Source organism: Actinomadura fibrosa (assembly GCF_900659615.1).
GTDB classification, from domain to species: Bacteria; Actinomycetota; Actinomycetes; order Streptosporangiales; family Streptosporangiaceae; genus Spirillospora; species Spirillospora fibrosa.
On the sequence record NZ_CAACUY010000233.1, the window covers coordinates 1 to 13,496 of the forward strand.

At 70.1% G+C, this 13,496-nt stretch carries 13 protein-coding genes, 1 rRNA gene and 1 pseudogene; 9 read left to right on the forward strand and 6 right to left on the reverse strand.

Going from position 1 to position 13,496, the window contains the following annotated elements; genetic code table 11:
• Positions 1-94: ribosomal RNA gene (rrf, locus tag E1300_RS40180) — 5S ribosomal RNA — on the forward strand; the annotation flags it as partial.
• 56 nt (positions 95-150) lie between these two features.
• Here rrf and E1300_RS40185 read toward each other — a convergent pair.
• Positions 151-669 carry a 2-thiouracil desulfurase family protein gene (locus E1300_RS40185; protein WP_131762538.1) on the reverse strand — a complete coding sequence of 173 codons (519 nt, stop codon included), beginning with the start codon at positions 667-669 and terminating at the stop codon, positions 151-153.
• Positions 670-762: 93 nt separating this feature from the next.
• Here E1300_RS40185 and ctaD point away from each other — a divergent pair, with 93 nt between their 5' ends.
• The 4 genes from ctaD (at position 763) to E1300_RS51915 (ending at position 4,121) form a co-directional block, all read left to right on the forward strand.
• Positions 763-2,433 (forward strand): aa3-type cytochrome oxidase subunit I, encoded by a 1,671-nt coding sequence (gene ctaD / locus E1300_RS40190; protein ID WP_131762539.1) that lies wholly within the window; start codon positions 763-765, stop codon positions 2,431-2,433.
• Between the two features lie 314 nt (positions 2,434-2,747).
• Entirely contained in the window at positions 2,748-2,948 is a 201-nt protein-coding gene (locus E1300_RS53015) for an RNA polymerase sigma factor (protein WP_242619694.1), read from the forward strand.
• A gap of 615 nt (positions 2,949-3,563) precedes the next feature.
• Positions 3,564-3,908, forward strand: coding sequence for a hypothetical protein (locus E1300_RS51910; protein WP_207400231.1), 345 nt, complete (start codon positions 3,564-3,566; stop codon positions 3,906-3,908).
• Between the two features lie 24 nt (positions 3,909-3,932).
• Complete coding sequence (locus tag E1300_RS51915; protein ID WP_207400232.1) at positions 3,933-4,121, forward strand: alpha/beta fold hydrolase; 189 nt, start codon at positions 3,933-3,935, stop codon at positions 4,119-4,121.
• A gap of 3 nt (positions 4,122-4,124) precedes the next feature.
• Here the strand turns inward: E1300_RS51915 and E1300_RS40205 are convergent, their stop codons facing one another.
• Positions 4,125-4,481, reverse strand: coding sequence for a VOC family protein (locus E1300_RS40205; protein ID WP_131762540.1), 357 nt, complete (start codon positions 4,479-4,481; stop codon positions 4,125-4,127).
• Positions 4,482-4,608: 127 nt separating this feature from the next.
• Between E1300_RS40205 and E1300_RS40210 the strand changes: the two are divergent.
• Positions 4,609-6,132: pseudogene (locus E1300_RS40210) on the forward strand (IS1634 family transposase).
• A gap of 1 nt (position 6,133) precedes the next feature.
• A complete protein-coding gene (locus tag E1300_RS40215) occupies positions 6,134-6,511 on the forward strand; it encodes a hypothetical protein (RefSeq protein WP_131762541.1) in 378 nt (125 codons plus the stop codon).
• Between the two features lie 82 nt (positions 6,512-6,593).
• Here E1300_RS40215 and E1300_RS40220 read toward each other — a convergent pair whose 3' ends face one another.
• The 4 genes from E1300_RS40220 to E1300_RS40235 form a co-directional block, all read right to left on the reverse strand.
• Positions 6,594-7,406 carry an SDR family NAD(P)-dependent oxidoreductase gene (locus E1300_RS40220; RefSeq protein ID WP_131762542.1) on the reverse strand — a complete coding sequence of 271 codons (813 nt, stop codon included), beginning with the start codon at positions 7,404-7,406 and terminating at the stop codon, positions 6,594-6,596.
• A 115-nt stretch (positions 7,407-7,521) separates the two neighbouring features.
• Positions 7,522-9,144, reverse strand: coding sequence for a flavin-containing monooxygenase (locus tag E1300_RS40225; protein WP_131762543.1), 1,623 nt, complete (start codon positions 9,142-9,144; stop codon positions 7,522-7,524).
• A 2-nt stretch (positions 9,145-9,146) separates the two neighbouring features.
• Entirely contained in the window at positions 9,147-10,148 is a 1,002-nt protein-coding gene (locus E1300_RS40230; RefSeq protein ID WP_131762544.1) for an AurF N-oxygenase family protein, read from the reverse strand.
• 87 nt (positions 10,149-10,235) lie between these two features.
• Complete coding sequence (locus E1300_RS40235) at positions 10,236-10,976, reverse strand: TetR/AcrR family transcriptional regulator (protein ID WP_242619693.1); 741 nt, start codon at positions 10,974-10,976, stop codon at positions 10,236-10,238.
• 290 nt (positions 10,977-11,266) lie between these two features.
• Between E1300_RS40235 and E1300_RS40240 the strand changes: the two genes are divergently transcribed.
• Positions 11,267-12,148: an ABC transporter ATP-binding protein gene (locus E1300_RS40240; RefSeq protein ID WP_131762546.1), complete on the forward strand. Its 882-nt coding sequence runs from the start codon at positions 11,267-11,269 to the stop codon at positions 12,146-12,148.
• A partial coding sequence (locus E1300_RS40245; RefSeq protein ID WP_131762547.1) for an ABC transporter permease occupies positions 12,145-13,496 on the forward strand: 1,352 nt, incomplete at its 3' end. The genes E1300_RS40240 and E1300_RS40245, both read left to right, overlap by 4 nt.

Here is a 13,496-nt window from a genome sequence, read left to right on the forward strand (position 1 = left end):
AACACCCGGTCCCATCCCGAACCCGGAAGTTAAGCCTCTCAGCGCCGATGGTACTGCACGGGAGACTGTGTGGGAGAGTAGGACACCGCCGGACTCATATTGCAGGAAGGCCCCGCCGTCACGGCGGGGCCTTTCTCATTTCCGGACTTTTCAATTCTCCAGTCGAGCGAGCAGTGCCGCGACGGCTTCCAGGTCATCCTCGGAGAAGACGCGGATGCCGGCCCGCTCCAGGAGCGCGGTCGTGACTCCGTCACCCGCGACCGACGCGCCCGTGAACGTCCCGTCGTAGATACGGTGGCTGCCGCAGGACGGGCTGCCTTCCTTGAGGATCGCGATCCGCGCGCTGGCGCGTTCGGCCGCGTCCAGGGCGAGCCGAGCCCCGTGAACGAACGCATCGGTCACGTCGGCGCCCGCGTCGGTCAGGACCCTCGCCTTCCCATCGAGGACTGCGGCTCCGTCGGCGACGGTCCCATTACTGCCAAGAGACGTGCTGACGATCTCGGCCGGTGGGCGCGGGACGGGCAGCCCTCCCGAGACCTCAGGGCAGAACGGGACGAGGCGACCCTCGACGCGCCAGCGCTCGAAGAGACCGGCGTCCACCGGCTTGGCGGCGCCGTCGTATCGGACGGGCCTACCCGCAAGGCAGGAACTGACCAGTATGCGTTCCACGGGGCCCAGCGTAGGCGGATCACTCCGATGCCTTGCGTCCCATTGGGCGCGGGCGAATAGTTGAAGGCATCCCCGTCCCCCAGGGAGCCCGGCATGGTCCTTCTCGGCCGCCCACTCCCGGAGGCGCCGCCCGTGCGGCGTCCCCGGGGCTCGGTACTGGTGTCCTGGCTGACCACCACCGACCACAAGGTGATCGGGCACCTCTACCTCATCACCTCGTTCGTCTTTTTCCTCCTGGCCGGGCTCATGGCCATGGTGATCCGGGGAGAGCTCGCCTCCCCGGGGCTGCAACTGGTGAGCAACGAGCAGTTCAACCAGCTCTTCACCATGCACGGCACGATCATGCTGCTGCTGTTCGCGACGCCGCTGTTCGTCGGGTTCGCGAACGTCATCATGCCCCTCCAGATCGGCTCGCCCGACGTGGCGTTCCCGCGGCTCAACATGCTGAGCTACTGGCTGTTCCTGTTCGGCGGTCTGATGGTGTTCGCCTCGTTCCTCTCACCAGGCGGCGCCGCGGGCTTCGGCTGGACGGCCTACTCGCCGCTGACGAGCCAGATCAGGACGCCGGGCGTCGGAGCCGACATGTGGATCATGGGGCTCGCGCTGTCGGGCTTCGGGACGATCCTCGGCGGGGTCAACTTCGTCACGACGATCATCGGGATGCGGGCGCCGGGCATGACGATGTTCCGATTGCCGATCTTCACCTGGAACATCCTGCTGACGAGCCTGCTGGTGCTGATGGCGTTCCCGATCCTCGCCGCGGCCCTGCTGGTGCTTGAGTCGGACCGGCGGTTCGGCTCGCACGTGTTCGACCCGGGGTCCGGCGGTGCGCTCACGTGGCAGCATCTGTTCTGGTTCTTCGGGCATCCCGAGGTCTACATCATCGCGCTGCCGTTCTTCGGCATCATCACCGAGGTCATCCCGGTGTTCAGCCGGAAGCCGCTGTTCGGCTACTTCGGGATGGTCGGCGCGACGATCCTCATCGCGGGCCTGTCGATGACGGTGTGGGCGCACCACATGTTCACCACCGGGCAGATCCTGCTGCCGTTCTTCTCGTTCATGACGTTCCTCATCGCGGTGCCGACCGGCGTGAAGTTCTTCAACTGGGTCGGCACGATGTGGCGGGGGAAGCTGACGTTCGAGTCACCGATGCTGTTCGCGGTGGGGTTCCTCGTGACGTTCCTGTTCGGTGGGCTGACCGGCATCATCCTGGCGTCGCCGCCGCTGGACTTCCAGATGCAGGACTCCTACTTCGTCGTCGCCCACTTCCACTACGTCGTCTTCGGCACCGTCGTCTTCGCGATGTTCTCCGGCTTCTACTTCTGGTGGCCGAAGATGACCGGGAAGATGCTGAACGACACCCTCGGGAAGGTGCACTTCTGGTTCCTGTTCATCGGGTTCCACACGACGTTCCTGGTGCAGCACTGGCTGGGCGCCGAGGGGATGCCGCGGCGGTACGCGGACTATCCGGCCGAGTTCACGGACCTGAACCGCGTGTCCAGCGTCGGCGCGTTCATCCTCGGCACGTCCACGCTGTTCTTCCTCTACAACGTCTACTGGACGGCCCGGCACGGGACCCGCGTCAACGTGGACGACCCCTGGGGGTTCGGCAACTCCCTCGAATGGGCGACGTCGTGCCCGCCGCCGCGGCACAACTTCACGTCGATCCCGCGTATCCGCTCCGAGCGTCCGGCGTTCGACCTCCACTTCCCGAAGCTCTCCGAGGAGGAGTTGAAGGAGCGGTCCTCCGAATCTCAGGAGTGACCCGCCTCCGTCCTGCCGCGCGGTGAAAGTCGGTGGGGGTCCGGACAAGTACGGGCGACCCCTACCGAGGAGCCGACATGCCAAGGACTCCGGACGCGCAGACCGCGAATGGATGAGAACGAGTTCACGGCGGTCGACAACGCCGCCTACCGACCCCTGCTGGGCTATGCCCTGCGTCGCTGTGACACTTCCGAGGACGCCGCCGCCGTCGTCGCCGAGACGTTCGCGATCGCGTGGCGGCGTGCCGCCGTGCCGGTCGGGGGGACTCGGTCGTCACCAACGTGGTCCGCCGCCTGCCGTACCGCGACCGCGAGATGCTCGCCCTTGTCGCGTGGGAAGGGCTGTCCAACGCGGAGATCGCCACGGTGCTCGGGTGCTCACTCAGCGCGGTGAGCATACGGCTGCACCGCGCCCGCCGGGCGCTTTGCCCGCGCCCTGCTAGCCGCCGACATCGACGGCCTGTCCGCCGCGCACGGCCGTACGGCCCGCTGCCCGGTTCCCGCTTCGAGGAGTGAGCCGACACGACGTCGCCGGTCGACGAGGTCGTGGTGCGGCTGGCCCCCGTCCGCGGTGAGGACGTCCCCGGCGAGCCGTCCGGTGCGGCGGCCCGGGAACTGCTGGCCGCCGCGGTCCGCGGTGAGCCTTCGCCCTCTCGGCGACTCCGCTGATCCCGTCCCGGCCTCCGCTTGACGGCCTGCGCGGTGGCCGCCGCCTTGGCGGCCGCGCTCGTCGGCATCCCTGCCCGGCCGGGGCTCCGGGTCGCTGCGCTGCCACGCCAACGCCGCCGTGGCGGTCCGGGCCGCGGCGAGATGTACGACCTGACTTGGCTCAAGATCGCTGATCTTGGGTAGGGTGCTGGCTGTTGAGCTGCGCTTTCGTCGTGTGAACGGCGAAAATCTGCGCACTGAGCGGCCGGTTCTAGGGGTCTGCCCATCGCTTCCCGGTTACGGCTTCAGCGACAAGCCGGCCGCGCCGGGGTGGGGAATCGAGCGGATATCCGACGCGTGGTGCGAGCTGATGGCCCGGCTCGGCTACCGGCGGTTCGGCGCCCAGGGCAGCGACTGGGGCACCAGCATCGCCACGAGCATCGCGGTCAACGGCAACCCGATCGGGTCGCCGGCATCCATCTCATGCCGCCGCTCGCACCGCCCGATCCGGCCACGTTGGACGACCTCACCGGTGCCGAGCGGGCGGCGCTGGCGACACTGCGGGAGGCGGACGAATGGGGCTCCGGATACTCGGCGCAGCAGTCGACCCGGCCGCAGACGGTCGGCTACGGGCTGGTCGACTCGCCGGCCGCCCTCCGCGCCTGGATCGTCGAGAAGTTCTGGTCGTGGACCGACTCCGGTGGCGACCTGCATCGGGTTATTACCCGGGATGAGCTGCTCGACAACCTGATGCTCTACTGGCTGCCCGGCACCGGTGCCTCATCCGCCCGGCTGTACTGGGAAAGCCTCCGGCAGGTCAACGAATAGATCTCCGGGTCGGCCGGCGCGCCGGTGACCGTACCCACCGGCTGTTCGGTGTTCCCCAAGGAGCTGCAGCGCCCGTCTCGACGGTGGGCGGAGCGCCGGTTCCCGAACATCCGGTACTGCAACGAGCCCGGCAAGGGCGGCCACTTCGCGGCGTTCGAGCAGCCGGCGTTGTTCGTCGACGAGGTCCGGTCATTCTTCCGGCTGGTCCGCTGATGGTCACCCGTACTCGGTAAGCGGCTGGCTAAAGATCAACAAGTGCCCATCGGGTGTCCGTACGTTGAAGTCGCGCATCCCGTAGGGCCGGTCAGCCAGCGGCTCGACGATGTCGGCGCCGCGGGCGCGCAGCTCGTCGTGGCAGGAATCGACGTCGTCGACGACAACCGTCACCCTGGCCGGGCCGACGCTGCTGTCGGCGTACAGGTGGAACTCGGCGGTGTCGCGGATCACGGCCGCGTAGCTAGGTGGGGTCTCCCAGGTGAATATGGTGTCGAATCCGAGCACGTCCGTGAAGTACGACCGCGCTGCCTGCACATCTCGGCACGGCAGCACGGGAACCGCCACCCGCATGACCATTCCGTCACCTTACTGACTTTGGCTCAAGATCGCTGATCTTGGGTAGGGTGCTGGCTGTTGAGCTGCGGTTTCGTCGTGTGAACGGCGAAAATCTGCGCACTAAGCGGCCGGTTCCAGGCTGTCTCTCGTGGCGTATGTGCGCACGGTGAAGACGGCGTCGGGGGCCAGGGCGGTGCAGATCGTGCACTCCTCGCGTCGCGGGTCGCGGGACATCGAGCACATCGGCTCGGCGTATGACGATGCGGTGTTGGAGGCGCTCAAGGCGGTGGCGAGGCAGCGTCTGGCTGTGGGGCAGCCCGAGTTCGACTTCGGCCCGGACTTCGCGGCGTTGCAGGCCGGCAGTGGTGCTGGTGGTGGGCCGCTTGCGATCACGTCGTCGCCGATGGGGTACCTGTGGGACGCGCTCGGCCACGCCTACCAGCTGTTGGGGTTCGAGGAGGCCGCTGGTGGTGACGAGGTGTTCTGATTGCTGGTGCTGGCACGGATCGTCGAGCCGACCAGCAAGCTGGACAGTCTGCGGGTGGTCGAGGAGGCAGGTTTCGACCCGCTGGCGTACGCGACCCTCAAGCGGCGTCTGCCCGCGTTCGCGCAAGAGTCCTGGCGGCAGGAGTTGGCCGCGGCGTGCGCCCGCACCGCTGATCTGGGGCCGGCGTCACTGGTTCTCTACGATGTGTCCACCTTGTACTTCGAGACCGATGCCGGGGACGGGTTCGGTGAGCCCGGGTTCTGCAAAGAACGCCGCCTGGAGCCGCAGATCACGATCGGGCTGCTCACCGACGCAAGCGGGTTTCCGTTGATGGCTAACGCGTTCGAGGGCAACCGGGGCGAGACCACTACGATGCTGCCGACCATCCGTGCGTTCATGGATGCCCACCAGCTGGCTGATGTCACGGTCGTGGCCGACGCTGGCATGATCTGTGCGGCCAACCAGCAGGCCATCGAGGCCGCGGGGTTGTCGTTCACCCTCGGCGCGCGGATACCCGACGTGCCGTACGTGGTCCAGGCGTGGCGCCACGAGCACCCGGATGAGCAGATCCCCGACGGGCACATCTTCACCCAGCCCTGGCCTGCCGGCCCCAAGGACCAGCGCCGCGACCAGATCATCTGCTACCAGTACCGGGCGGACCGGGCTCGGCGCACCCTGCACGGCATCGACGAACAGGTCGCCAAGGCCGAGCAGGCCGTCGCTGGCAAGACCGCGGTCAAACGCAACCGGTTCATCCAGCTCACCGGCGCCACAAAGAGTGTCAACCGGACCCTGGAAGCCAAGGCACGCGCCCTTGCCGGCCTCAAAGGCCACGTCACCAACCTCCCGGACGTCACCGCCGAGTTCGTGATCGACGCCTACCACCGACTGTTCCACATCGAGAAGTCGTTCCGAATGTCTGAACACGACCTACGTGCGCGGCCGATCTACCACCACAAGCGCGAGTCGATCGACGCGCACCTGACGGTCGTGTTCGCCGCCCTGGCCGTCAGCAGGTGGATCGAGCAGACCACCGGCTGGTCGATCAAGAAGTTCGTGCGCACCACCCGCCGCTACCGCACCATCAACATCCAGGCCGGCGAGCACACCCTCACAGCCGTCGACCCGCTACCCGACGACCTCCGCGATGCCCTCACCCGCATCCACGACCGCGGTGCGCACTAATTTGAGCCAAGTCAGGGCCGCGCTGGTCGACGTCCTGCTCGGCCGGGGCTCCGGGCCGCTGCGCAGCTACGCCAACGCCGCCGTGGCGGTCCGGGCCGAGGGCGAGATGTACGAGGTGCGGGTCAAGGACGCTTACGCCGACCAGTGGGAGTTCCGTGAGGCGTTCGCGAGCGAGGTTCGGGCTCGACGTCTAGCTGCGCGTAGTGCCCGTGTCGCCGGGGCAGGAGGTCCGCGTCATCCGAGTGTTTTCGATCCGCCCGCGGCCTGGCGCCCCGGTGACCGCCGCCGCATCACGGGGGCGTGGCTGCGCTCCTCGTCTTCGGTTGGCCTGCTGATCGTCCCGGGCCCCGGCGATCCCGACCCCGGCCAGACCGGCTGATGCCGGCGGCGGCCGGCGCTCGTCCTGTCCGGGACGGGTGCCGGCCGCCGCGTGGGCATGCTCGCCTGTGGTCTGCGCGGGGTCAGTTGCGGATGCGGTTGACGGCGAGCTGGGCGACGCGGACGGCGCCGGCGGGGCTGAGGCGGACGCCGCGCCAGGCGGCCCGGCCGTGGGCGGGGGCCACGATGAGGGCCTGGTTCCGCTCGACGCCGCGCATGATGTCGCGGGCCAGCTTCTCGGCCGTGTAGAGGCGCGGGGAGGCCTTCTTGATGTCGCCGGTGGCGTCGCCGCTGAGCGCGGTCTCCGGGAGGCCCGGGTTGACGTTGTGGAGCAGCGGGGTGTCGACGAAGCTCGGGCAGACGACGCTGACCTTGACGCCGCGTCCGGCGGCCTCGGCGCGCAGGCCGAGGGAGAGGCCGACGACGGCGTGCTTGGTGGCGGTGTAGGGGATGCCGATCGGCATCGGGACGAGCCCGGCGAGCGAGGCGGTGTTGACGATGTGCCCGCGACCCTGCTCCAGCATGATCGGGTAGGCGGCGTGGACGCCGTGCACGACGCCCTTGAGGTTGATGTCGATGGCGCGGTTCCAGTGGTCGAGGGTGAGCTCCTCGGCCAGGCCGCCGACGGCGATGCCCGCGTTGTTGAAGACGAGGTCGAGCCGGCCGTGGTCGGCCCGCACGCCCTGGTACAGCTCGGCGACCGCGGCGGCGTCGGTGACGTCGAGGGCGGCGGCGGTCGCCTTGCCCCGGCCGAGGCCGTTCAGCCGGTCGGCGACGGTCACGGCGCCGTCGGCGTTGATGTCGGTGACCACGACGGTGTCGCCGCGCGCCACCAGGGACGTGGCGATCGCACGGCCGATGCCGGATGCGCCTCCGGTCACGATCGCGATGCTCATTGCGCGCTCCGCTCGGTGCTCGACGCCGCGGCCGGAGGGGCGGAATCCGGTACGGCTAATTGGATGTCATGTTCAATTGCGGGGATTCTACGGGGTGGTTCGGTATGCCCGATACTCACCCTGGGACGAAAGGCCGGGCCCCGGTCTCGTCCCGGCGCTCGATGCGGAAGTCGTCCGGGTCGAGGCGCCGCGTCCGCAGCCAGTAGGCGACGGTGGACGCGGGCCAGGCCGCCCGGTTGACGCCGTCGCGGTCGAGGTACCAGCTGTCGCAGCCCCCGGCGACCCAGACGGCGCCCTCGGACCTGTGCCGCACCCAGGCGTTGAAGCGGTCCTGGACGGTCTGCCTGACCGCGATGCTCGTGGCGCCCGCCTCGTCCCGCATCCGCAGGCACTGGAGGACGTAGCGGACCTGCGCCTCGATCATAAAGATCATCGAGTTGTGGCCGAGGCCGGAGTTCGGGCCGAGCAGCAGGAACAGGTTCGGGAAGCCCGCGACCGTGACGCCGAGGTGCGCTTCGATGCCGTCCTTCCACGCGTCCTGGATGCGCAGGCCGTGCCGGCCGACGATCGGGGCGTTCTCGAACGCGTCGGTGACGTGGAAGCCGGTGCCGAAGATGATCGCGTCGACCTCGTGCTCGCGGCCGTCCCGGGTGACGATCGAGTGCGCGCGGACCTCCGCGATGCCCTCGGTGGTCAGCTCCACGTTGGGCCGCATGAGCGCCGGGTAGTAGTCGCTGGACACGAGCGTCCGCTTGCAGCCCATCGTGTAGTCGGGGACCAGCTTGCGGCGCAGCTCGGGGTCCGGGACCTGGCGGGCCAGGTGCCAGCGCGCGATGGAGCTCGCCGCTCTGAGCAGCCCCGGGTTCTTGAAGCCCAGGACGAAGCTCTCCTGGAGCAGGTAGATCCCGTTGCGGTAGCCGCGCTGGACGCCTGGGACGCGGCGGAACAGGGTCTTCTCGAACGCGGTCACCCGCCGGTCCGGCTTCGGCATGATCCACGGCGGCGTCCGCTGGAACACGGTCAGCGACCGGACCCGCTTCGCGATCTGCGGGACGAACTGGATCGCCGAGGCGCCGGTGCCGATCACCGCGACGCGCTTGCCGGTGAGGTCGTAGGAGTGGTCCCACTCGGCGGAGTGGAACGCCGTGCCCTGGAAGGAGGCGAGGCCCGGCAGGTCGGGGACGTTCGGCAGGTGCAGCGGGCCCATGCCCGCGACCAGCGCCCGCCCGCGGACGATCTCGCCGTCGGCCGCGCCGTCGCCGGCGACCGCCACGCGCCAGGTGTCGGTGGCGTCGTCGTAGGCCGTGCCGGTGGCCTCCGTGCGGAACCGGATGTGCTGGGCCAGCTCGTACTTGTCGACGATGCCCTTGATGTACTCCAGCAGCTCGCGCTGCTTGGGGAACATCCGCGACCAGTCGCTCTTCGGCTCGAACGAGTAGGAGTACAGCAGCGACATGATGTCGCAGGCGCAGCCGGGATAGGTGTTCTCCCGCCAGGTGCCGCCGACCTCGTCCGCCTTCTCCAGGATGACGAAGTCGTGGACGCCCGCCTTCTTCAGCCCGATCGCCATCCCGAGACCGGAGAACCCGGTCCCGATGATGACGACGCGGTACGGTCCGCCCGGTCCCGCCGCGGGCGTCACCACGGCGGAACGTCCGGCCGGGGCCGACGCGGCGGCGCTTCCGGCGGCGGGGTCCGCGCCTCCGGCGGCCGGGGGCGCGGTCTCCGTGGACGCCATGCTCAGGCGGCCCTGGCGGCCTCGACGGGACGGCGCGTCTTCGGCTCGTCCCAGATGCCGAACGCCTTCCATACCTGCTTGCCGATCGGGCTGATCACGCCGAGCTCGGCCATCAGGTCGCGGATCTTGCCGACCGAGTTGGCCATCTCCGCCCGCGAGATGTCGTTCTTGTACGCCTGGCGGACGACGTCCTTCGGGATGTTGAAGTGCCGCACCATCGGGCCGGGCGGGGACAGCATGATCCGCGCCATCACGCCGAGGACGATCGGGGTCGCGATGCCGAGGATCCGGCGGCGCAGCGGGTTCATGTTCGGCACCCGGTGCTTGAGGTAGTGCCGGGCGAAGGAGATGTGCCGGGCCTCCTCCGCGATGTGGATCTTCATGATCGTCTCTTCGAGCGGGTGCTTGATGTGCCCGCCCTTGAGGGACTTGCGCTGGACGTAGTCGATCGGGTCCTCGCCGCCGAGCACGAACACGAAGAACATCTCGGTGTTGATCAGCGGGATCCACGGGGCCGCCTGCGCGATGAGGCTGAGCGAGCGCGGCATGCCGCGGATCGGCATCTTCGTCCGGTTGACGAACTCCTGGAACATCATGCCGTGATGACATTCCTCGGTCGTCTCGTGGTAGACGTACCGGAACTCGGGGCGGCCGTTCGGCAGCCGGTAGGCGTAGTTGAGCAGGCCGCGCTTCAGCAGGTTCTCGAACTGGAGGCCGATCTTCATCGCGGTGGCGACGCGCCACAGGCCGATCTGCGCCTGGATCTCCGGGGGCTGCGACCTGTACCACTCCGTCTCGCCGAGCCGGTCGAACTGGGGCAGCACCCAGCGCGGGTCGTTCTTGTCCACCGCGAACTCGGGATCGTCCCAGGGGATGTCGGCGTAGGCCTCCCAGTGCTTCTCGACCGACGCCTTGTTCAGGCGGTCGATGACGCCGAGGTAGGACTTCTTGTCCTTGACCTGCTCGCGGACCTCGTCGGCGAGTTCGGTGGGCGCTTTGGGCATGGCGGGCTCCCTCGGGGGCGGTACTGCCGGCGGTGCGGCTTTTCTGCTGTGTTCGGGGGTGGGGGCGGGCTGGGTCGGCATCGTGGGTCAGGTGCCGGGCGCGGCCGCGGCGCGGGGTTCGGCCTCGTCCGAGGACACGGCCTGGGCGTCGGGGGTGTCGGGGGCGGGGCCGCCCGGGGCGGGGCCGCCGGGCTCCGGGACGATCAGCCGGGCGATGTCCTTGACCTGGCGGAGCACGGCCGCCTGGTGGCCGTTGACGTCGTCGTCGAGCGCGTTCTGCAGCGACAGCCCGACGAACATGGCGAACAGGCCGCGCAGCACGGTGTCGGTGAAGTCCGGCGGCAGCGTGTTCGCGGGGAACAGCCGCTCGAAGACCTCCACGATCACCCGGAGGATCCGCTCGTTCAGGTCGCAGCACAGCGGGCGCAGCTCGTCGTCGGTGCGGGCCGCCACCGCCAGCTCCATCAGGGCCTTCGCCGGACGGCCGCGGAACACCTGCCAGAGCAGGTCGAGCGCGCCCTCGACGTTGCGGCGCTCCGCCGGGAGCACGGCGAACGCCGTCTCATAGGCGAGGCGCTGCGCCTCCAGGAGGTGCTCCAGCGCGGCGGCGACGAGCACCATCTTGGTCGGGTAGTGGTGCTGCTGCGCGCCGCGGGACACCCCTGCGCGCCGGGCCACCTCGGTGGTGGACGTGCCGGACCAGCCGAGGTCCACCAGGCACTCCGTGGTGGCCTCCAGGAGCCTGGCCTGGGTGCGCGACCGGCGCTCCTCCTGCGTCCGGCGGCTCTCGCCGTGGTGGCGGCGGCGTCGGCGACTGCTTACTGACACGTCTTCGACGGTACGAGCGCGACATACAAGCAAGCAAGCCTGCTTGTATGTTGCGCGCGTCACAATTGGACAACGGGTCTTATTCGAGCGCTCCAGGGCTACGGGCCGGGCGCGTCGGCGTACCTCGCGAGGTGTAGCCGTGGGGGGCCGGATGCCGCCGGAGGAGCAGGCGCGGGGTCCGGGATGCCGCCCGAGGAGCAGCCGCGGTGCCTCTTCTGGCCGGACGACGGGCGCCTCGGCGCGGCGCGACGATCTCGGCCATGGGAAACGCGGCAGAGGCGAGGCGATCGATGAACGACGACAGGGACGGCGGACGCCGGGCGCGCGGCGTCCAGCGGCTGGGCGCTCAACGGCTGGGCGGTAGACGGGCGGGCGCTCAGCGCCGGGATGCTCGGCGGCAGGACGCCCTGCGACAGGGCGCGTCCGCCGCGCCGGGCGAGGCGGCGGGCGGTGCGCGGACCGTCCGGCTCACGAAGGTGTACGGCTCCGGCGACATGGCCGTCCGCGCCCTGGACGAGGTCAGCGTGGTGTTCCCGGCCGGCCGGTTCACCGCGATCATGGGACCGTCGGGCGCCGGGAAGTCCACGCTGATGCACTGCGTGGCGGGGCTGGAGGACGCGACGTCCGGCTCGGTCTACGTCGGCGACGAGGAGCTCGGCGCGCTCTCGGACCGGCGGCTCACCCGGTTGCGGCGCGAGCGGATCGGGTTCGTGTTCCAGGCGTTCAACCTGCTGCCCACGCTCACCGCGCGCGACAACATCGTCCTGCCGATGACGCTGGCGGGCACCCGCCCGGACGGCGAGTGGTTCGACACGGTCGTGCGCGTCCTGCGCCTGGGGGAGCGGCTGTCGCACCGTCCGTCCGAGCTGTCGGGCGGGCAGCAGCAGAGGGTGGCGCTGGCGCGCGCGCTGGTCACCCGTCCGCACATCGTGTTCGCGGACGAGCCGACCGGCAACCTCGACTCGCGGACGGGCGCGGAGGTGCTCGGCCTCCTGCGCGGCGCGGTGGACGACCTGGGCCAGACCGTCGCGATGGTCACGCACGACCCGGTCGCCGCGGGGCACGCCGACGCGGTCGTGTTCCTGGCCGACGGGCGGGTCGTCGACGTGATGGACGCGCCCACGCCCGACCGGGTCCTGGACCGCATGCACGGGCTGGGCGGCCGGTCATGACCGGGCTGGTCCTCAAGGAGCTGTGGGGGCGCAAGCGGCGGCTGGCCGGGTCGCTGGTCGCCGTCTTCCTCGGTGTCGCGTTCCTGACCGGGACGCTGGTGCTGGGCGACACCCTCGCGGGCAGCATCGACGGCTACTTCTCACGCGCCTACGGTGACACCGATGTCACCGTCCGGAACGCGACGAGCGTCAGCGACGCGCCGTGGGGCGCGCGCGGGCAGATCGACGCGGCGGTCCTCGACCGGGTGCGGCGGGTGAACGGCGTCGCGAACGCCGAGCCGATGATCCAGGGATCGGGCCAGCTCCTCGCGAAGGACGGGACGACGATCCCCTCGCGCGGTCCCCGCACGGCCGGGAACTGGCTGACCGACCCGAAGCTGAACCCTTACCGGCTCGCGGAGGGCCGGGCGCCCCGCGCGCCCGACGAGGTCGTCATCAACAAGATGTTCGCCGACGAGGGCAAGCTCAAGGTCGGCGACCGGACGGCGGTCCTCACCCCGGACCGGGTCCCCGTCACGGTCGTCGGCATCAGCAAGTTCGGCGACGAGGACGCGTTCGGCGAGACGTCCTTCACGGCGTTCTCGCTGGAAGGCGCCCAGCGGTATGTCGCGCGGGCACCGGACCGGATCAGCGGGGTCTGGATCCGCGCCGGGAACGGGGTGAGCCCGGACGAGATGGCCGCGCGCGTCCGTCCCGTGCTGGCCCCAGGCACGGAGGCCGTCACCGGCAAGGCGCTGGTCGACGAGGGCATGAGCCTCGTCGAGAGCGGCTTCCTGCGCGTGTTCCGGATCGTGATCGCCTCGTTCGGCGGCGTGGCGCTGCTCGTCGCGGCGTTCAGCATCCACAACACGTTCGCGATCACGGAGGCGCAGCGGACCCGCGAGTCGGCGCTGCTGCGGGCCCTCGGCGCGGGACGCCGCCAGGTCGTCACGATCGTCGGCTTCGAGGCCCTGGTGATCGGCGCGGTCGCCACGCTGGCCGGCCTCGCCGGAGGCTACGGGTTCGCGGCGCTGCTGCGGCAGCTTTTCACGCAGTTCCGGATCGGGATCGCGATGGAGGGGCTCGTCGTCTCCGGCACGTCGATCCTCATCGCGGTCCCGGTCGGGCTGCTGGTCACGCTGGTGGCCGCGCTCGGCCCCGCGCTGCGGGCGTCGCGGGTGCCGCCGCTGGCCGCGATGCGGGAGGTGGCGGCCGAGCGGTCCGGGCCGTCCGACACCCGGATGATCGTCGGCGGGGTGCTGGCGGCCGTGTCCGCGGGCACCGTGATCCTCGGCGCGAGCGCCGGGCGGATGGCGCCCGCCGCCGCCGGCGCGGTGCTGTGCGCCGTCGCGATGGTCGTGCTGGGGCC